This is a genomic window from Limnohabitans planktonicus II-D5 (genome assembly GCF_001270065.2).
Taxonomy (GTDB): Bacteria; Pseudomonadota; Gammaproteobacteria; order Burkholderiales; family Burkholderiaceae_C; genus Limnohabitans_A; species Limnohabitans_A planktonicus.
The window spans coordinates 20,447-39,261 of the sequence record NZ_LFYT02000015.1 but is presented as its reverse complement, the minus strand read 5'-3'; the positions used below and the strand labels follow the sequence as shown (position 1 = coordinate 39,261).

The 18,815-nt window shown below is 59.7% G+C and carries 17 protein-coding genes and 1 tRNA gene; 6 read left to right on the top strand and 12 right to left on the bottom strand.

Annotated features, from left to right (window positions below):
- Positions 1–68: 68 nt before the first annotated feature.
- Positions 69–491 carry a rubrerythrin family protein gene (locus H663_RS32705; protein WP_053170808.1) on the bottom strand — a complete coding sequence of 141 codons (423 nt, stop codon included), beginning with the start codon at positions 489–491 and terminating at the stop codon, positions 69–71.
- A gap of 331 nt (positions 492–822) precedes the next feature.
- Between H663_RS32705 and H663_RS32700 the strand changes: the two genes are divergently transcribed.
- The gene (locus H663_RS32700; protein WP_053171628.1) at positions 823–3,939 is read left to right on the top strand and encodes a valine--tRNA ligase; all 3,117 of its coding nucleotides are present in this window, start codon (positions 823–825) and stop codon (positions 3,937–3,939) included.
- Between the two features lie 28 nt (positions 3,940–3,967).
- Positions 3,968–4,846, top strand: a complete 879-nt coding sequence (gene galU / locus H663_RS32695; RefSeq protein ID WP_053170811.1) for a UTP--glucose-1-phosphate uridylyltransferase GalU — start codon at positions 3,968–3,970, stop codon at positions 4,844–4,846.
- A gap of 114 nt (positions 4,847–4,960) precedes the next feature.
- Here galU and H663_RS32690 read toward each other — a convergent pair whose 3' ends face one another.
- The 3 genes from H663_RS32690 to cysM are packed head-to-tail and all read right to left on the bottom strand — an operon-like array spanning position 4,961 to position 6,662.
- Positions 4,961–5,188: a sulfurtransferase TusA family protein gene (locus tag H663_RS32690; RefSeq protein ID WP_205872724.1), complete on the bottom strand. Its 228-nt coding sequence runs from the start codon at positions 5,186–5,188 to the stop codon at positions 4,961–4,963.
- Complete coding sequence (locus H663_RS32685; RefSeq protein ID WP_053170816.1) at positions 5,188–5,745, bottom strand: NUDIX domain-containing protein; 558 nt, start codon at positions 5,743–5,745, stop codon at positions 5,188–5,190. The genes H663_RS32690 and H663_RS32685 overlap by 1 nt, the downstream gene beginning before the upstream one ends.
- Before the next feature lie 14 nt (positions 5,746–5,759).
- A complete protein-coding gene (cysM, locus tag H663_RS32680; protein ID WP_053171630.1) occupies positions 5,760–6,662 on the bottom strand; it encodes a cysteine synthase CysM in 903 nt (300 codons plus the stop codon).
- A 146-nt stretch (positions 6,663–6,808) separates the two neighbouring features.
- On the opposite strand from cysM, the gene H663_RS32675 reads away from it, so the two are divergent.
- Positions 6,809–6,893, top strand: a tRNA-Leu gene (locus H663_RS32675).
- A 100-nt stretch (positions 6,894–6,993) separates the two neighbouring features.
- Here H663_RS32675 and H663_RS32670 read toward each other — a convergent pair.
- The 5 genes from H663_RS32670 to H663_RS32650 all read right to left on the bottom strand — a co-directional run bounded on the left by H663_RS32670 (position 6,994) and on the right by H663_RS32650 (position 11,893).
- On the bottom strand, positions 6,994–8,196 hold the full coding sequence (locus H663_RS32670; RefSeq protein ID WP_165803913.1) for a cytochrome-c peroxidase: 1,203 nt from the start codon (positions 8,194–8,196) through the stop codon (positions 6,994–6,996).
- An 86-nt stretch (positions 8,197–8,282) separates the two neighbouring features.
- Positions 8,283–8,975, bottom strand: a complete 693-nt coding sequence (locus tag H663_RS32665; RefSeq protein ID WP_053170822.1) for a response regulator — start codon at positions 8,973–8,975, stop codon at positions 8,283–8,285.
- Complete coding sequence (locus tag H663_RS32660) at positions 8,972–10,522, bottom strand: ATP-binding protein (protein WP_165803912.1); 1,551 nt, start codon at positions 10,520–10,522, stop codon at positions 8,972–8,974. The genes H663_RS32665 and H663_RS32660 overlap by 4 nt, the downstream gene beginning before the upstream one ends.
- Complete coding sequence (locus tag H663_RS32655; RefSeq protein WP_053171632.1) at positions 10,519–10,923, bottom strand: RNA-binding S4 domain-containing protein; 405 nt, start codon at positions 10,921–10,923, stop codon at positions 10,519–10,521. The genes H663_RS32660 and H663_RS32655 overlap by 4 nt, the downstream gene beginning before the upstream one ends.
- Positions 10,924–10,942: 19 nt before the next feature.
- The gene (locus H663_RS32650; RefSeq protein ID WP_053170828.1) at positions 10,943–11,893 is read right to left on the bottom strand and encodes an SDR family oxidoreductase; all 951 of its coding nucleotides are present in this window, start codon (positions 11,891–11,893) and stop codon (positions 10,943–10,945) included.
- A 47-nt stretch (positions 11,894–11,940) separates the two neighbouring features.
- Here H663_RS32650 and H663_RS32645 point away from each other — a divergent pair, with 47 nt between their 5' ends.
- Positions 11,941–12,981, top strand: a complete 1,041-nt coding sequence (locus H663_RS32645; protein WP_053170831.1) for a CDP-6-deoxy-delta-3,4-glucoseen reductase — start codon at positions 11,941–11,943, stop codon at positions 12,979–12,981.
- Positions 12,982–13,097: 116 nt separating this feature from the next.
- Positions 13,098–14,060, top strand: a complete 963-nt coding sequence (locus H663_RS32640) for a Bug family tripartite tricarboxylate transporter substrate binding protein (protein ID WP_053170834.1) — start codon at positions 13,098–13,100, stop codon at positions 14,058–14,060.
- A gap of 555 nt (positions 14,061–14,615) precedes the next feature.
- Here H663_RS32640 and H663_RS32635 read toward each other — a convergent pair.
- Genes H663_RS32635 through H663_RS32625 form a run of 3 tightly spaced genes read right to left on the bottom strand, consistent with a single transcriptional unit; the run spans position 14,616 to position 17,981 of the window.
- The gene (locus H663_RS32635; protein WP_053170838.1) at positions 14,616–15,437 is read right to left on the bottom strand and encodes an SDR family oxidoreductase; all 822 of its coding nucleotides are present in this window, start codon (positions 15,435–15,437) and stop codon (positions 14,616–14,618) included.
- A 16-nt stretch (positions 15,438–15,453) separates the two neighbouring features.
- Entirely contained in the window at positions 15,454–16,359 is a 906-nt protein-coding gene (locus H663_RS32630) for a DMT family transporter (protein ID WP_053170843.1), read from the bottom strand.
- A complete protein-coding gene (locus H663_RS32625; RefSeq protein ID WP_053170844.1) occupies positions 16,359–17,981 on the bottom strand; it encodes a gamma-glutamyltransferase family protein in 1,623 nt (540 codons plus the stop codon). The genes H663_RS32630 and H663_RS32625 overlap by 1 nt, the downstream gene beginning before the upstream one ends.
- A 259-nt stretch (positions 17,982–18,240) precedes the next feature.
- Here H663_RS32625 and H663_RS32620 point away from each other — a divergent pair, with 259 nt between their 5' ends.
- Complete coding sequence (locus tag H663_RS32620; protein ID WP_240620522.1) at positions 18,241–18,717, top strand: hypothetical protein; 477 nt, start codon at positions 18,241–18,243, stop codon at positions 18,715–18,717.
- Positions 18,718–18,815: the final 98 nt, after the last annotated feature.

Below are 18,815 nucleotides of genomic sequence, written 5' to 3'. Positions count from 1 at the left end.
TGGCTGCCAGAGCCCTGAGAAAAACCCGCTGCACCTTTCAGCGCAGCGGGCTGAAACAAAAGGGGGAATCAATCCACCAATTCGTTCAATGCTTTCTGGTAACGGTTGGCGTGTGAACGCTCAGCCTTGGCAAGGGTCTCGAACCAGTCGGCGACTTCGTCAAAACCTTCTTCGCGAGCGGTCTTGGCCATGCCAGGGTACATGTCGGTGTACTCGTGGGTTTCGCCAGCGACAGCCGAAGCCAGGTTTTGGCGGGTGGAGCCAATCGGCAGACCGGTGGCTGGGTCGCCGGATTGCTCCAGGAACTCCAGGTGACCGTGGGCGTGACCTGTTTCACCTTCGGCGGTGGAACGGAACAGGGCTGCCACGTCGTTCTGACCTTCAACGTCAGCTTTGTTCGCGAAGTACAAATAGCGACGGTTGGCCTGGGATTCGCCAGCAAAGGCGTCCTTCAGGCATTGTTCCGTGCGCGAGCCTTTGAGTGCTGCCATGGATATCTCCTTGTGGGTTTAGAGTAGATTGCCCTGGCAGGATCGCCAGAGACGGCGTAGGTTAACCCTGTACTGTCCAGTCTGCCTAATAGATTGATGCAATGGCATTGATTGCCCGATGCTATTGAACAACCCGCTTGATAAACATCAAGCAATTAGCCGCCCCCTTCTCTTTTGCAGCGCTGCAAGCTGGCGACAAACCCGAGCAGCGGGCCCTTCAGGCCAAAGAACAGGTCTGAAGGGCTGGGTAAAATCATTGTTTTGGGGCCTGACAGGGTCCCGCACGGCATCTGCTGAGCTGCCGTTTTCTTTTTTTGAAAAGACCCTCCCCATGAGCAACGCCCCCGCCAATGTGGCCCATCAGCCCGGCCTTGAGAGCCTGTCCAAATCGTTTGAACCTGCCGCTCTGGAAGCCCATTGGGGCCCCGAGTGGGAAAAACGCGGCTACGGTGTGGCCGGTTTCCGAGGCACCCAAGCGCCCAAGGAAGGCGCTCCAGCGTTTGCCATCCAGTTGCCACCGCCCAACGTGACCGGCACCCTGCACATGGGCCACGCCTTCAACCAGACCATCATGGACTCGTTGACGCGCTACCACCGCATGCTGGGCCACAACACCGCCTGGATTCCGGGCACCGACCACGCGGGCATCGCCACGCAGATCGTGGTGGAACGCCAGCTGCAGGCCAAAGGCATCAGCCGCCACGACATGGGCCCCACACCCGCCGAAGCCCGCAAGAACTTTGTGAGCAAGGTGTGGGAGTGGAAAGAAGAGTCCGGCAGCACCATCACCAGCCAAATGCGCCGCATGGGCGACAGCGTGGACTGGAGCCGCGAATACTTCACGATGGACCCCAAGCTGTCCAAGACCGTGACCGAAACCTTTGTGCAGCTCTATGAGCAAGGCCTGATTTACCGTGGCAAGCGCTTGGTGAACTGGGACCCGGTGCTGATGAGCGCCGTGTCTGACTTGGAAGTCGAGAGCGAGGAAGAAGAAGGCTCGATGTGGCACATCCGCTACGACTTGGCCGATGGCAGCGGCAGCGTGACCGTGGCCACCACCCGCCCGGAAACCCTGCTGGGCGACGTGGCGGTGATGGTGCACCCTGAAGACGAGCGCTACAAGCACCTCATCGGCCAGCAGGTCAAGCTGCCCCTGTGCGGCCGCACCATCCCGGTGATCGCCGACGACTATGTGGACAAAGCCTTCGGCACGGGCGTGGTGAAAGTCACGCCTGCACATGACCAAAACGACTATGCCGTAGCTACAAGGAAGGGACTTGCTTATTTTGCGGTTTTGCGCCTAGACGCGACAGTCGGGACACACGACTCAAGTACTGGTGAAACGTTGGACAAGGTTGCCAGCACTGGTGCAAACATCATTTGGGGACGAACCGACGATTCAAAATTTGCGGAATACTCACAACTACATAGTGAAGGTCGGCTAATTCCCCAGAAATATTGCGGCTTGGACCGCTTCGTGGCCCGCAAGGCCGTGGTGGCTGACCTTGAAGCCGCAGGCCATTTGGTCGAGGTGAAAAAACACAAGCTGATGGTGCCCCGCTGCGCCCGCACCGGCCAGGTGATCGAACCCATGCTGACCGACCAATGGTTCGTGGCCATGAACCAGGTGGGCCAAGGCGACGCCACCGGCAAGAGCATCGCGCAAAAAGCCATCGATGCGGTGCAGTCCGGCCAGGTGAGCTTTGTGCCCGAAAACTGGGTGAACACCTACAACCAGTGGATGAACAACATCCAGGACTGGTGCATCTCGCGCCAACTGTGGTGGGGTCACCAGATTCCGGCTTGGTACGACGAAGACGGCAAAGTGTACGTGGCGCGCAACGAAGCTGAAGCGCAAGCACAAGCTGACAAGGTCTCGCCCGGCAAAACACTCAAGCGTGACGAAGACGTGCTCGACACCTGGTATTCCAGTGCCTTGGTGCCTTTCAGCACCATGGGATGGCCCCACAACGCAGCTGGTGGCAGTGGTGCCGCCGGATCGGGCGATTTGGCGAGCGAAGCGAGTATGAGCACGACCGGCAGTTCCACTGCCGCCAGCGGAACAGACTACGACCTCTACCTGCCTTCTTCCGTCTTGGTGACCGGCTACGACATCATCTTCTTCTGGGTCGCCCGGATGATCATGATGACCACGCACTTCACCGGCAAAGTCCCCTTCAAACACGTCTACATCCACGGCCTGGTGCTCGACGCACAAGGCAAGAAGATGAGCAAGTCCGAAGGCAACGTGCTCGACCCCGTGGACCTGATCGACGGCATCACCTTGGAGCCGCTGCTCGACAAACGTACCCAGGGCCTGCGCAAGCCCGAGACCGCCCCCAAGGTGCGCAAACAAACCGAAAAAGAATTCCCAGAAGGCATCCCCGCCTACGGTGCCGATGCCCTGCGCTTCACCTTTGCAGCGCTGGCCAGCTTGGGCCGCAGCATCAACTTTGACAGCAAGCGCTGCGAGGGTTACCGCAACTTCTGCAACAAATTGTGGAACGCCACCCGCTTCGTGCTGATGAACTGCGAGGCCCAAGACTGCGGCTTGAAAAAGCACACCAAAGCCGAATGCCAACCCGGCGGCCCAGCGCACGGCTACCTGGACTTCAGCCAAGCCGACCGCTGGATCAGCTCGCAACTGCAACGCGTCGAAGCCGACGTGGCCAAAGGCTTTGCCGAGTACCGGTTGGACAACGTGGCCAACACGATTTACGACTTTGTCTGGAACGAGTTCTGCGACTGGTACCTCGAAATTGCCAAGGTGCAGATCAACACCGGCAACGAAGCGCAGCAACGCGCCACCCGCCGCACCCTGATCCGCACGCTCGAGACCATCATGCGTTTGGCGCACCCGATCATCCCGTTCATCACCGAAGAGCTTTGGCAAAAAGTGTCGGTGGTCGCAGGCCTTCCGGGTGAGTCGGTCAGCATCGCGGCCTACCCCGTGAGCCAGCCCGAACGCATCGACGCAGCCGCCGAAGCCCATGTGGCCAAGCTCAAGACGCTGGTGGACGCCTGCCGCAACCTGCGTGGCGAAATGAACGTCTCGCCCGCCACCCGCATGCCCCTGTATGTGCTGGGCGACACCGACTTCATGAACAGCGTGGCGCCGGTATTGCAATCGCTGGCCAAACTGAGCGAGGTCAAAGTGTTTGACTCCGAAGCCGAATGGGCCGCTGCCGCGCAAGCTGCGCCCGTGGCTGTGGTGGGCGAAGCACGTTTGTGCCTGTTCATCGAAGTGGATGTGGCCGCCGAAAAAGCCCGCCTGACCAAGGAAGCCGCCCGCCTGGAAGGTGAAATCGCCAAGGCCAACGGAAAGCTTGGCAATGAAGCCTTTGTGGCCAAAGCCCCGCCTGCCGTGATCGAGCAAGAGAAAAAACGTGTCACCGACTTCACTGCCACGGTGGAAAAAATCCGTCAACAATTGCAACGTTTGGGCTGAACATTTTCCCCTTCATCAAGGACCCGCCATGAGCAACCAAGTGATACGCAAAGCTGTTTTCCCCGTGGCCGGTCTCGGCACACGCTTTTTGCCCGCCACCAAAGCAGCACCCAAAGAGATGCTGCCTGTGGTGGACAAGCCGCTGATCCAGTACGCGGTGGAGGAAGCCTATGCAGCCGGTGTGCGCCACATGATCTTTGTCACGGGCCGCAGCAAGCGTGCCATCGAAGACCATTTCGACACCGCCTACGAACTCGAAAGCGAACTCGAGGCAGCGCACAAGGACGAATTGCTGGCCTTGGTGCGCTCGGTGCAGCCCGATGACATGGTGTGCGCCTATGTGCGCCAAAACCGCATGTTGGGCCTGGGCCACGCGGTGCTCTGCGCCGAACCACTGGTGGGCAACGAGCCTTTTGCCGTGCTGCTGGCCGATGACCTGATGATCAACCAGGGCCCCTCCATCCTGACCCAGATGGTCGAGGCCTACACCAAGCAAGGCCGCTCGGTCTTGGCGGTGCAGGAAGTGCCACTCGACCAGGTCAAGCGCTACGGCATCGTGGCGGGCGAATCAGCAGGTCGTCAGCTGATCCGCGTCGATCAGATCGTTGAGAAACCCAGCCCCGACAAGGCACCCTCGCGCATGGGCGTGGCCGGTCGCTACATCCTCACGCCGGGCATCTTCAACGAAATTCGCAACCAGCCCACGGGCGTGGGCGGCGAGATCCAGCTGACCGACGCGATTGCCCGCCTGATGCTGCGTGAAGCGGTCTATGCTTTCCAATACGAAGGCAAACGATACGACTGCGGCAGCAAGGAAGGTTTTCTGGAAGCCACGGTGGAACTGGCCCTGCAGCACCCACAAGTAGGGGCGGCGTTTCGCGATTACCTCAAGGGTTTGAGCCTCTGATCTGTCCTGCTGTGGCGACTGAGCTGTAATGCCCGCAAGACTCTTCGTGTACCGACCTACGGGATTGGGGGGGTTGTCAAGCAGTGATCGAAGGCCCCGACAAATTCGGACAATTCAACGGCGTTTGAGACCGAAGACAAAGGCGGAATCGGTCTTTTCCTGCAACACCAACTCATTGCCCGTCTGCTTGGCAAAGGCCTCAAAGTCACGCCAAGCCCCCGGGTCGGTAGCGATCACTTTGAGCACCTGACCACTGCTCATCTCGTTGAGGGCCTTCTTGGCCTTCAAAATGGGCAATGGACAGTTCAGGCCGCTGGTGTCAATTTCTTTGTCGATCTGCATCATGTGTCCTGATTCGCTTCCTGGCTCTGCGCGGCACGCTCTTCCCATGACATGAACTTCGGCTCGATACCGATGGTGCGCAGCCAGTCGCCCAAGGCGTAACCGGTGCCTGCGGGCCAGCAGATCAAATCCTTGAAATCAAACATCTTGTACTCGGCCAACTCGGGCGACAAACGCACCTCGCCTTCGGCCAACGCATGGTAGGCAATGATCACCTGGTTCATGCGCTGAAAGTCATACACGCCGATCAACTTGAGGGCTGACACCTTCAGGTTGGTTTCTTCGGCAATCTCGCGGGTGATGCCTTCTTCAGGCGTTTCGCCCGCCTCCATGAAACCGGTGATCAGTGCAAAACGCCGACCCGGCCAGGCCGCATTGCGGGCCAACAAAATTTGGTCGCCCACTTGCACAATGCCCGCCAGCACAGGCGTCGGGTTGTTCCAGTGGGTGAAGTCGCAGGCGGTGCAACGCAGGCGCAGGGTCTCGCCCCCGTCTTCCATTTGCGTGAGCCAGGCCAAAGGATTGGCACACATCGGACAAAAACGGTATTCAGCCATTCAAGCAACTCCGGTCAGGCGGGAAAAACGCCCGTGGACAAATAGCGGTCACCGCGATCGCAGACGATGAACACGATGGTGGCGTTTTGCGCCGTTTTGGCCACTTGCTGGGCCACCCAGCAAGCGCCCGCAGCCGAGATACCGGCAAAGATGCCTTCGGTCCGCGCCATTTGGCGACAAGTTTCCTCGGCGTCGCTTTGGCTCACATAGACCAACTCGTCCACATGGCTCGGGTCATAAATTTTGGGCAAGTACTCTTGCGGCCACTTGCGGATGCCCGGGATGCGCGAGCCTTCGCTGGGCTGGGCACCGATGATGCGAATCGCCGGGTTCTTTTCTTTCAAAAACCGCGAGACGCCCGTGATGGTGCCGGTCGTGCCCATGGCGCTGACAAAGTGGGTGACCTTGCCGCCGGTTTGCTCCCAGATTTCGGGGCCGGTGGTTTCGTAATGGATGCGCGGGTTGTCGGCGTTGGCAAACTGGTCCAGGATGCGGCCCTTTCCTTGCGCGGCCATGTTGTCGGCCAAATCGCGGGCGTATTCCATACCCCCGCTCTTGGGCGTGAGGATCAACTCGGCACCAAAAGCCTTCATGGTCTGGGCGCGCTCGATGGACAAGTCCTCGGGCATGATCAAAATCATGCGATAACCCTTGATGGCCGCAGCCATGGCCAACGCAATGCCGGTGTTGCCCGATGTGGCCTCGATCAGGGTGTCACCCGGTTTGATCTCGCCGCGCTCTTCGGCCCGGCGAATCATCGACAAAGCCGGCCTGTCTTTCACGGAGCCAGCAGGGTTGTTGCCCTCCAGCTTGCCCAAGATCACATTGCTACGCGCCGCCATGTCAGCAGCCCCCAAGCGTTGCAAAGCCACCAGAGGTGTTTTGCCGATCGCATCTTCAATGGTTGGATAAATCATGCGCGTACTTTGCCATAACTTGACCGCAACATCGGATGCAGTGACTTGGGTCAATACACTTGAGTGACGGTGGAGCTGCAACTTTTCAGCTCCACCGTGAAAAATCGGCCAATGCTGTGCCATAATCCAAGTCTTCACAAATACCTGCCCGGGTGGTGAAATTGGTAGACTCAGGGGACTCAAAATCCCCCGCCGCAAGGCGTGCCGGTTCGAGTCCGGCCCCGGGCACCAGACTAAAAGCCGCAAGCTCCATCGAGCATGCGGCTTTTTTTTTACTCAGTCAGACTGGCATGCCACTGTCTGGAGTTTCAGTGGCTGATATTTGCAACTTTCACTTTTTGACCAGAGGCGTGCCCGGTGGGGCCGTTCGATCATCGGTCAATGTTTTCAGGAAAGCCACCAAATCGGTCACATCCGTCGCACTCAACACTGGTGTGTCGCCCTGGCGTCGGCCAAAGGGTCTGGACATCAAGACGTTGTTACGCAACGGCGCTGGTAAATCGTTGAAGCGCTGCACCACCCCATTGATCGTGGGGTACCAGCGCTCAGGTTCAAGGTCACGGGTCGCGTAAAAAGCCACGGCGTCGGTCAATGTGGCCACACTGGCATTGTGAAAATAGGGCGCTGTCAACTCGATATTGCGCAATGTCGGCACTTTGAACTGTCCACAAAGATCACTGCGTGCACTCAAGTCTGTCCGTTTGGGACCACACAAGCCCATGTCAAAAAAACGGGGGTCGTCATTGGCCTGTATTTGAGGATTGCGTGGTAAACCCAACGCCGCGTAGCTGAAGTTGGTGAACAACGGACGTTCACCCAGTCTGCCAGTCTTGCTGGTGTGGCAACTGGCGCAATTGCCCTTGTTCGCATCATTGAACACGGCCAATCCCCGGGCTTCTTGCACGGTGAGTGTCGCGCTGCCATCCAAATAACGATCAAACTTGCTGTTGAACAGCAGATAGTCCGGGTCTTTCTGTTGATAGGTCTGCAAGGCGGTTTGCAAATGTTCAAAAATTTGCGCATCGCTGGGCGCTGCAGGTAGACCGAAGACACTGGCGAAATCACCGAAGTAAGGCAACTGTCGCACCTTGGCAGCGACAGCCGCCACGTCGGCGTTGGCCATTTCGCCAGAATCCAGCAAAGGACCCGCCGCTTGTTCGGCACGGCTGCTGGCACGGCCGTCCCAGGTAAACCCGCCAAAGGGTTGATCCGCCTCAAAACGAAACGCCTTGTTGGACTCAAGGTAATGCAAGGTCGCACTGCTGCGAAAGCCCTGCACCGTCATGGACTGGCCACCGAGGGGCAAAAGCGTGCCGGTCGCATCGGCATGGGCGTTGTCATCGGTGTGGCAGCTGGCACAGGCCATCTGCCCGTTGGCCGATAAGGCTTTTTCAGCAAACAGCGCCTGCGACACACTCAACTGCGTAGGCAACACAGTCGGCGGGGTCTGCGGGCTGGCATTTTGGCCCCCACAAGCAACCAGCAGAAACACAGCACAGAGCAACCCTGCCCAGCTGATCATTCGAACTTCCATTTTGATTTCCATCAGTTAACGACACCCGCAAGGTACGCCGCAAAAATGGAGGAATTAAGGATGCCCGGCAGATCACCGCGTTCGCCTCAATGGCTGGGCGCGTCAAAGCGGTAACCGACACCATAAACCGAGGCGATGCACTCGGTTTCGGGTTCAATGGACTGGATTTTTTTGCGCAAATTCTTGATGTGGCTGTCAATTGTCCGGTCACTGATGTCGCGCTGGTCAGCATGCATGCCATCAATCAGCTGGGATCGTGAAAAAACCCGGCCCGGCTGCGCGAGCAAACGGCTGAATATTCGAAATTCCACCGGGGTGAGGTCCAGCCAAGTTCGACGCCAAGCCACACGCAGTCCGGCCTCATCAACTTGCCACAGACTCTGGGAAAGCTCCCACTGACCCTTGTAGCGCCGCAGCAAGTTGCGCACCCGTGCCATCAACTCCCGAGGACTGAAGGGTTTGGTGACATAGTCGTCGGCCCCGCTGTCCAGCCCCAGCAGGCGATCGACCTCGTCAACGCGGGCGGTCAGCATGATGATGGGCACTTCACTCAAACGCCGCACTTCCTGGCAAATGGCCAAGCCATCCATGCCGGGCAGCATCACATCGAGGATCAACAGATCAGGCATGCGCTCACGGATCAAGGCCATGGCAGCCAGACCGTCGTGCGAGGCCTGCGCACTGTGGCCTTCGCTGCACAAATAGTCCAACACCACTTGAGCAATTTTCGGGTCGTCTTCGACAACCAACACATGGGTTACAGGGTTCACCGAATTCATGACCCGGACACCCTGGGCAGGGTCAGCACGACCTTCAAGCCGCCATGTGCGGAGTGCGTCACAAGCACATGCCCTCCATGAGCCTGAACCAACACCTGCACAATCGACAAGCCAAGGCCGCTGCCAGATACCCCTGCACCCACTGGACGGGCCCGGTGAAGCTGTGCGCGGTACAAAGGGTCGAGCAACTTCAACAGATCTTCGTCACGCACGCCGGGCGCGGAGTCCTCCACGGTGATCTGCACTTCGCTGCCCACGGCCTCCATGCTGATGTGCGTGCTGCCGGGCTGGTGGGTGTAATTCAGACTGTTGTCGATCAGATTGCCCAACACCTGCGCCATCCGCTGAAAGTCCCAGACCACCATCAGCGGGTCGGCGTCAGACCTTTCGCAATGCAAGCGAATGCCCGCCAACTTGGCACGCAAGTCAAAACGCTGCACCACTTTGAGCACACAGGCCCATGCATCGCCCTCCTCAAAATCACAAGGCAATGCATGCAGATCGGCCAAAGACAGCAGATGCAAGTCCTGCACCAATGCACCGATGCGCAGCAATTCCTCGCGCAAGGATTGCATGGCGGCCACGTCCATGACCCTGATGCCGTCGATCAGGGCTTCAACCTCCCCCTGCAAAACGGCCAGGGGCGTGCGTAACTCATGAGAAATATCGGCTATCCAGCGTTTTTGCCGGTGCTGCTGGGTTTCCAAGGACTGCGCCATTTGGTTGATGTGGTGCATCAAGGCATCGAGCTCTGCCACACCCGTACCGCCTGAAACGGTGACCACACGGGTGGCCAAATCGCCTGACGCGATGCGCGACGCAGTGTCCGTGACCGCCTGCAAAGGGCGCGCCACCCCACGGGCCAGCCACACGGCCAAGAGTCCCGCCAACATCAGCAAAACTGCAGCCAGAGCCACGATGGTGACGAATTGCTCACGCAAGAAACGTTGCCCCAACGCATCGGGCAATGCCCTGACCACCCGCAATTGCAAATAAGCCACCACGCCATCACGCCCACGCACAGCCTCACGGACGCTGGGAATACCGGGTTCCGGGCGCGGCCCCGCCAGAATGCGCCCCTGGGCGTCGAGCAAGGTGATGCGGCGATCCAAGCCGGCTGGCGGCGGATGTCGACCACCTTGAGCCTCGTTGCGAGGCGGGGGTGGATTGGCCAAATCGTCATATGAAGGACCGTCGCCAACCTGCGCAAGGGGCGGACCCTCACGGGGTGGGCCACCTGGAGGCCTTTGCTGCACGCTCAAGCCATCGCCCTCCATGCGCAGCTGACGGTTCAGATTGCGAAGTGTCTGTGGCCATGGTCGCTGTAGCCATGCAGGCTCTTCTGGACCGGTGCTTTCCTGCTCCAGCAAGCGGGCCATGCGCGTCAGCCGCTGCGCATCGTGGTTTTGCAAATACTGGTCAAAACCCCGTTGCAACTGCCACACCATCACGCCACCCATGAGCGCCACAGGCAGCGCTACACAGGCCATCAGGGTGAGCGCCACCACATGCACCATGCGTCGATGCCTGAAAAATGGAAAGTTCAAGAATCGATCCCCGCACTCCATCGGTCGTTCCAGTTACGCTCGATTTGCCTGCGGTCGCGTTTGGTGGGCCGACCTTGTTCAATGCTGAGCGCCGGTTCGCGGGCCAGGCGGTGTTGCTCGGCGGCTTTTTGGCGGGCTTCGATGCTTTCAGGGGTTTCTTCGTAAAGCCCTTGCGCCACGGGTGCCGGGCCACGCACACCGCTCACGCCCAAGACCTTTACCGTGCGCTCGATCGCGCCCTGGCGCAGGCGCACCGTGTCGCCCGTCTTGACCTCACGCGAGGCTTTGGCATCCTGGCCGTTGATCTGCACGCGACTCTTGCCGATTTCTTCGCTGGCGATGCTGCGGGTCTTGAAAAAACGGGCGGCCCACAGCCATTTGTCGATGCGCAAGGCGTTCATCATGGTTCTCCAGAAGAGGTCAGATCAACTGGCCCTGCGGGCTCAAGCCATCGCGCACATGCGGATAAAGCAGCTTCAGCCGCAGCTCCTGCTTCATGCGCGTGTTGTCCAGACGCCTGGACTCGCTCATGAAGCTCAGCAGCATCAGGGGCAGCGCAGTGTTGGCGTCACCGCGCGAAATACGGGGCGGTTTGGGCAAGCCGAACAGGCTGGCGGCCAAATCAAAGTAGTCGCCCATCTTCAAGTCGGTGTCATCGCTCACGTTGACCACGCGCTGTGGCTTGCCGCGCCACAAAGCGGCAGCACAAGCGCGCGCCAGGTCGTTGGCGTGGATGTGGTTGGTGTACACGTCTTCTTTGGACACCAGCACCGGCGTGCCTTTGAGCAAACGCTCGCGGGGTGTGCCGCCCTCGCGGTCTGGTGCGTAGATGCCGGGAATGCGCAACAGGCTCACCCGCACACCACTGCGCCCCAAAAACCGCATCAAGTGTTCGGCATCCACCCGGCGCTGGGCGCGAGGGGTGTGCGGGTTCACGGTGCGAGTTTCATGAACGAACAACCCGCCGCAATCACCATAAACACCCGTGGTGGAGCCATAAACGAGCGCCTGTGGTGGCGTGCGCAAGCGCAAAGCGCGCACTAAGGCCAGGCTGCGCGGGTCTCGTTGTGATTCACCCCGGCGGTCGGTTGGGGGCGGGGCCAGGTGAATCACCCGGTGGGCAATGCCCGCCAGGCGCTGCAGACTGGCCGCATCGTCCAGATTGCCCTGCAAAGGGGTGATGCCGCAAGCGCGCAGCAAACGCAGGCGCTCGGGCGAAGAAGTCAGCGCCATCAAGCGCACGCGCTGGCTTTTGGGCGCGCCCAGCTGTCCAGCGGTGCGCAAGCCCACATCGCCACAGCCCACGATCAGGACACGCTGGCGACGAAAGCGGGCGGGCAAAGCGCCAAGAGGAGTCTGGTTTGAAGGCAAAATCAGGGGTTCCGGGTCAAAGTCAAGCCCTCAAGGATACCCAAAAGATGAGCTTTCAAATTTCCGTGCAGCCCAGCGGCCGCAGCTTCACCGCCGACAACAATGAAACCTTGCTGGCCGCTGGCATCCGCCAAGGCATTGGCTTGCCTTATGGCTGCAAAGACGGCGCTTGCGGTTCGTGCAAATGCAAAAAAATCTCGGGCACCGTGGTGCATGGTCCGCACCAGGCCAAAGCCCTGAGCGACGAAGAAGAAGCCCTAGGCTTGGTGCTGACCTGCTGCGCTACGGCCCAAAGCGATGTGGTGCTCGAATCCAAGCAAGTGACGGCAGAAGGCGGCCTGCCCGTCAAGAAAATGCCGGTGCGCGTGGTCAGTCTGGAGAAAAAATCGCACGATGTGATCGTGATGAAACTGCAACTGCCCGCCAACGACGTGATGAAGTTCCACGCCGGTCAGTACATCGAGTTTTTGCTGCGCGATGGCTCACGCCGCAGCTACAGCATGGCCAAAGCCCCACACACCCTGGAAGTGACCCCGCCAACAGTGGAGCTGCACATCCGCCACATGCCGGGCGGCAAGTTCACCGACCCAGTCTTCACGACCATGAAGGAAAAAGACATCCTGCGTGCCGAAGGCCCTTATGGCAGCTTTTACCTGCGTGAAGACAGTGACAAGCCCATCGTGTTGCTGGCTTCGGGTACGGGCTTTGCGCCCATCAAAGCCTTGATCGAGCACATGCAGCACCGCGGCATCACCCGCCCGGCCACGCTGTACTGGGGCGGCCGCCGACCGGCCGACCTGTACATGGCCGATTGGATGGAAGCCCGCCTGGCCGAGATGCCCAACCTGCGCTACGTGCCCGTGATCTCGAACGCCGAGGTCGAAGACCAATGGAATGGCCGCACCGGCTTTGTGCATCAAACGGTGTTGCAGGACTTTCCTGATTTATCGGGATATCAGGTCTATGCGTGCGGTGCCCCCATCGTGGTGGATTCGGCCAAGCGCGACTACGTGGCGCAAGGTGGATTGCCCGAAGAAGAGTTCTATGCCGATTCGTTCACATCTGAAGCGGACAAAGCCAAGGTCTGAACGACAAGCTGCCCAGCAGGTCGGAGCTTGAGCGCCGACACTTTGGATTTCGGCCAGAGCCCATGTCGGGGCTGAAGCTACCGACCTACATGACGACATGAAAAAAAGGACACATCATGCAACGCCGCGATTTCTGCCTGAGCGCTTTGGCCGCCAGCATGGCCGTACCCGCCTGGGCCCAAAGCAAACCGATCCGCATCATCGTGCCCTATGCGCCGGGTGGCCCCATCGACGTGACCGCCCGGGCCTTGGCCGAGCGTGTCAAAGACAGCCTGGGCACCGTGATCATTGAAAACCGTCCTGGCGCGGGCGGCAATCTGGGCGCGGACCTGGTGGCCAAGGCCGCGCCCGACGGCCTGACGATCGGCATTGCAGCCACGGCCACACATGCCATCAACCCCTGGCTGTTTGCCAAGATGCCTTACGACGCCAGCCGGGACTTTGCACCCATCACCCAAATGCTGCGCGTGCCCAATGTGCTGGTGATGAACGCCGAGACGGCGCAGCGCCTCAAAATCAACACCTTGGCCGATCTGGTGGCCTACGCCAAAGCCAATCCGGCCAAGTTGAACTTTGGCTCGGGCGGCAACGGCAGTGCCGGACACTTGGCAGGTGAAATGTTCAAAAGGGCCGCTGGCATTTTTGCGGTGCACATCCCCTACAACGGCGGCAACCCGGCCCAGCTGGCCTTGCTGTCGGGCCAGGTGGACTTCAATTTCGACAACCTGGCCACCGCTGCCCCCAACATCAAGGCGGGCAAACTCAAGGCCCTGGCCGTGACCACCGGTCAACGCAGCAGCACCCTGCCCGACATCCCCGCCATGAGCGAAACACTCAAGGGTTTTGAAATTGACACCTGGTGGGGCCTGGTGGCCCCGGCGGCCACGCCACGCGATGTAGTAGATCGGCTGAACAAGGCTTTTGTGGCGGCGCTGCAAGCGCCCGAAACCAAAACACGTTTCGGCCAACTGCTGGCCGAACCCGTTGGCAACACCCCTGAACAATTCGGCGTCTTCATGAAAAAAGAGCTGGCCCGCTACGAAAACGTGGTCAAGGCCAGCGGGGCCCGGGTCGATTGAGCGAACAACTCACGCCCCGTAGCTGGGCACTCGCAGAGTCCGACATTAGCCTATTGGACCTTGCAGCCCGTTCATGCAGGGTCTGCACAACGCCCACACGTCGGGGTCTTCGACCGCCGACCTACAAGGTAACGCTGCCCCCCTTAGGTCGGCACTCGCAGAGTCCGACATTCGCCTGCTGGATCTTGCTGCCCGTTCGTGCGGGGTCTGCGCAACGCCCACACCTCGGGGTCTTCGACCAACGACCTACAAGTTAGCGCTGTCCCCCGTAGGTCGGCACTCGCAGAGTCCGACATTCGCCTGCTGGACCTTGCAGCCCGTTCGTGCAGGGTCTGCACAACGCCCACACGTCGGGGTCTTCGACCACCGACCTACAAGGTAACGCTGCCCACTGTAGATCGGCACTCGCAGAGTCCGACATTGGCCTGCTGGACCTTGCAGCCCGTTCGTGCAGGGTCTGCACAACGCCCACACGTCGGGGTCTTCGACCGCCGACCTACAAGGTAACGCTGCCCACTGTAGATCGGCACTCGCAGAGTCCGACATCGTCGTCCATCAATACGTGCCTGGATACGCCCCGCCATCGGCCAGCACATTCTGGCCAGTCATATAAGCCGCGTGCTGGCTGCACAGGAAGGCACAGATGGCACCGAACTCCTGCGGGTTGCCGTAGCGACCCGCAGGGATTTGGGCTTGTTGAATGGCACGCATTTCTTCCACCGTTTTGCCCTGCTTTTGCGCCATCGCGGGCAGCGTGGCACGGATACGGTCGGTGTCGAACTTGCCGGGCAGCAAGTTGTTGATGGTCACGCCCTGCCCCGCGATCTTGCTGCGCGATGCCCCCGCCACAAAACCCGTGAGGCCGCTGCGGGCACCGTTGGACAGGCCCAGCACGTCGATGGGTGCCTTCACCGCGCTGGAGGTGATGTTGACGATGCGACCAAAGCCGCGTGCGGCCATGCCGTCCACCGTGGCCTTGATCAGCTCGATCGGGGTGAGCATATTGCCGTCGATCGCCTTGATCCAGGCCTCGCGGTCCCAGTCGCGAAAGTCGCCGGGCGGAGGGCCACCGGCGTTGGTCACCACGATGTCGTAGTTTTTGCCAGGGCCACCGGCCACGTTCCAGATGGCTTCGCGGCCGGCCTCGGTGGTGATGTCCACGGCTACGGTGATGATCTGTGGGGTTTTCCATCCAGCAGCAGCTTCAACCATGGCCTCGAACCGCAACTCCTTTGCAGCAGCTTCGAGCACCTCAGCACCGCGCGCCACCATGACCACGTTCACGCCTTCCAGGGCCAATGCCCGTGCGCAACCCCAGCCCAAGCCTTTGCTTGCGCCGCCCACCAAAGCCCATTTGCCTGCAATGCCCAAATCCATCTTGATCTCCTGAAAATCACGTGGTGCGGCCAGCTGGCCGCGTCACCCAAAACACACCGCTGACCACCAGACAGGTGCCCGCGATGACCCACACATTGAAGGGCTCATCCAGAATCAGGACACCCATCACAATCGTCGACATGGGGCCAATCATGCCCGTCTGCGCCGTCAGGCCCGGGCCAATGCGTTCAATCGCCATCATGACCAGCAGCACCGGCAAGGCGGTGCAGGCCGTGGCGTTGAGCAGCGATAACCACAGCACCGGCTCAGCCACCTGCGCGGCCGCCCAAGGCCGCAGCAGCGCAAACTGCAGCAAACAAAAAAAGCAGGCCGCCGACGAAGCCAGCCCCGCCAGCCGCAAAGAGCCCAGGCGCTGCACCATCTGGCCGCTGTAAGTCAGGTACAAGGCATACGTGAATGCGCTGAAAAACACCAAAAAGGCCCCCAGCGCGGCATGCGTGCCAGCCAGGCTGACTTCGTGCCCGAACACCAGCAAAACGCCCGAATAACTGATGGCCATGGCCACACCCTGGCGGCGGCTGATGCGCTTTTTGAACAAGAACCAGCCCAGCACCAGCACCAGCGTCGGGTTGAGATAGAGAATCAGGCGCTCCAGAGAAGCGCTGATGAACTCCAGTCCCCAGAAGTCCAGAAAACTCGACAAGTAATAGCCGCAAAAGCCCAAGCCGACCACGCCCAGCCAGTCACGCCCAGTCAACACGGCCTTGCCCCGCCCTGCCCACCAGGCCATGAGCAAAAACATGGGCAGCGCAAACAGCATGCGATACATCAGCAGCGTCACCGCATCCACCCCGTGGCGATAAGCCAATTTGACAATGATGGCTTTGCCACTGAAGGCGATAGCGCCGGTCGCGGCCAAAAGCAAACCCGTCGTGACTTTGTTCGAATCCGAAGTGACCATCAAAAGCCCACGGCCTGACCGTCACGGCGGGGATCGCTGGCAGCTTGGTAGCCCTCCACTGCCGGATCACCCATGAGCCAGATGAACTGCCCTGCGCCAAAGTCCTGGTAAGAGTCGCTGATGATGTCGAGTTGGTGGCCGCGAGCGATCAGCTCTTGCACCGTGCCGCCATTCATCGCGGCTTCGACGTTGATGTTCAGGCCCGTGTTGTAGCGCCAGCGCGGTGCGTCACACGCCGCTTGCGGGTTCTGGCCGTAGTCGAGCATGCGCACCAGGGTTTGCATGTGGCCCTGGGGCTGCATGTTGCCGCCCATCACGCCGTAGCTCATGACCGGCTGGCCGTCTTTGGTGACAAAGGCCGGGATGATGGTCTGGAAGGGGCGCTTGCCAGGCAACACCAGGTTGGCGGGGTTTTGGCCCTGCAAGTCGGTGCTGAAACCATGGCCCCGGTTTTGCAAGCTGATGCCGTAAGTCGGCTCCACCACACCCGAACCAAAGCCCATGTAGTTGCTCTGGATGAAACTGATCATCATGCCATTTTCATCGGCAGCCGTGAGGTAAATCGTGCCGCCCTTGACCGGGTTGCCCGCTTTGAAGTCCTGCGCCTTTTTCATGTCGATCAGCTTGGCGCGGCTAGCGAGATAAGCCGGGTCCAGCATTTGCTCGGGCGGCAGCTCCATGAAGCGCGGATCGGCCACATAGCGGTAAGTGTCGGCAAAGGCGAGCTTCATGGCCTCGATCTGCAGGTGCTGCGAGTCGGCGCTGTCGACCTTGTGGCTGGCCAAGTCGAAGTTGGACAGGATGCCCAGCGCGATCAGGGCGGCGATGCCTTGGCCGTTGGGCGGGATCTCGTGCAGGGTGTAGCCCCGGTAGTCTTGCGCCATGGGCTTGACCCACTCGGGCTTGAAGTCGGCCAGGTCTTTGGCGGTGATGCTGCCGCCGTTGTCCTTGGCAAATTTTTCAATGGCTTGGGCAATCTCGCCGCCATACAGCGCTTGGCCTTTGGTGGCGGCAATGGCCTTGAGGCCTCGCGCCGCGTTCTTGAACTGGAACAACTCACCCACTTGCGGCGCACGACCCCAGGGCAAAAAGCTTTGCGCAAAGCCGGGCTGCGATTGCAACTCGGGCGTGGCGGCAGCCCATTTTTGCTGCACCACCACGGGAATCAAATAACCGCGCTCGGCCACTTCAATCGCAGGCTCCATCAGGTCTGCAAAGGGCAGCTTGCCAAAGCGGTCGCTGAGCGCCACCCATCCGGCCACGGCACCGGGCACGGTGACCGAGTCAAAACCGCGCTTGGGAGGTGTTTTGGTCTCAGTGCCGTATTTGCGGTGAAAGTATTCGGGCGTCCAGGTGGCAGGGGCAGGACCAGACGAGTTGAGGCCGTGCAGCTCTTTGCCGTCCCAGAGGATGGCGAAAGCGTCCGAGCCCAAACCGCAGCTCACCGGCTCGGTCAGGGTGATGACTGCAGCAGCGGCGATGGCAGCGTCGACCGCGTTACCGCCCTTGAGCATCATGCGCAGTCCCGCCTGCGCGGCCAGCGGGTGCGAGGTGGACACCACATTGCGCGCAAACAGCGGCAAACGGGTGCTGGTGTAGGGGAACTGGTTTTGAAAGTGCATGGCTTACAAGCTTGAATAGGCAGACATCCCGGGTGGCAACTGTCAAAGCAACACATTGCCCTCAGAAGCCACTGCTCAATCATTCTGGCAGAGAACACCTGCATGCCGAGCCCTTCAGGCGACATCACCTTCAAACGGAACCCTTGCTGAGTAAACGGGCAGCCGTGCAGGCTCCTGGATACCCCACAAATCGATACACCTACACAGCGCAAACCGGCTGCCACGCCAAAGGATAAAAATTACCACAAAAGACAAATACATGCAAATGATTAAAATTTACATAAACACCATTGAAATTGATACAATTCACATAAAAATAGATTTTTCAGCAAATACGGAGTTGACCATGACCTATAAGCAGCAAGCATTGAGTAATTTCTCCACGAGAAGTTGGCTGATTGGCGCATCCTTGGCCATGCTGTCATTGATGACGGGCTGTCAAACCCCAGGCGGTGGCGTCATTCCCTCCAAAGAATTTGAGAGTTTCAGTCCACTCTCCACTGAAAAGCGGATCATGAACCTGATCAAGATCAAGTGGGAAGTTCGCGAAGACGTCGCAAAGTTCTGCGCAAAAGCTGCTCATATGACCCCTAACCAAGCTTACTGGTCACCACCTGTCGCTTGCGCAGTATGGAACGTGCCCACCAAGGAATGCACCATCGTGACCGGTACAAAAACCAATCATGCGGCCATAGGACACGAACTGCGCCATTGCTTTGAAGGCCATTTTCACTGAGTCAACCCGTATCTGTTGATCCGGCCCCATGAAGTTTTCAATGCTCAAAGATGTTGTAGGTCGGTGGTCGAAGACCCCGACATGGGCCTGAGCCGAAA

Bases quoted from the DNA above. Each gene is read 5' to 3' on its own strand.
- H663_RS32705 (WP_053170808.1), bottom strand. From the start codon at position 491: ATGGCAGCACTCAAAGGCTCGCGCACGGAACAATGCCTGAAGGACGCC.
- H663_RS32700 (WP_053171628.1), top strand. From the start codon at position 823: ATGAGCAACGCCCCCGCCAATGTGGCCCATCAGCCCGGCCTTGAGAGC.
- galU (WP_053170811.1), top strand. From the start codon at position 3,968: ATGAGCAACCAAGTGATACGCAAAGCTGTTTTCCCCGTGGCCGGTCTC.
- H663_RS32690 (WP_205872724.1), bottom strand. From the start codon at position 5,188: ATGCAGATCGACAAAGAAATTGACACCAGCGGCCTGAACTGTCCATTG.
- H663_RS32685 (WP_053170816.1), bottom strand. From the start codon at position 5,745: ATGGCTGAATACCGTTTTTGTCCGATGTGTGCCAATCCTTTGGCCTGG.
- cysM (WP_053171630.1), bottom strand. From the start codon at position 6,662: ATGATTTATCCAACCATTGAAGATGCGATCGGCAAAACACCTCTGGTG.
- H663_RS32670 (WP_165803913.1), bottom strand. From the start codon at position 8,196: ATGGAAGTTCGAATGATCAGCTGGGCAGGGTTGCTCTGTGCTGTGTTT.
- H663_RS32665 (WP_053170822.1), bottom strand. From the start codon at position 8,975: ATGAATTCGGTGAACCCTGTAACCCATGTGTTGGTTGTCGAAGACGAC.
- H663_RS32655 (WP_053171632.1), bottom strand. From the start codon at position 10,923: ATGAACGCCTTGCGCATCGACAAATGGCTGTGGGCCGCCCGTTTTTTC.
- H663_RS32645 (WP_053170831.1), top strand. From the start codon at position 11,941: ATGAGCTTTCAAATTTCCGTGCAGCCCAGCGGCCGCAGCTTCACCGCC.
- H663_RS32640 (WP_053170834.1), top strand. From the start codon at position 13,098: ATGCAACGCCGCGATTTCTGCCTGAGCGCTTTGGCCGCCAGCATGGCC.
- H663_RS32635 (WP_053170838.1), bottom strand. From the start codon at position 15,437: ATGGATTTGGGCATTGCAGGCAAATGGGCTTTGGTGGGCGGCGCAAGC.
- H663_RS32630 (WP_053170843.1), bottom strand. From the start codon at position 16,359: ATGGTCACTTCGGATTCGAACAAAGTCACGACGGGTTTGCTTTTGGCC.
- H663_RS32625 (WP_053170844.1), bottom strand. From the start codon at position 17,981: ATGCACTTTCAAAACCAGTTCCCCTACACCAGCACCCGTTTGCCGCTG.
- H663_RS32620 (WP_240620522.1), top strand. From the start codon at position 18,241: ATGCAAATGATTAAAATTTACATAAACACCATTGAAATTGATACAATT.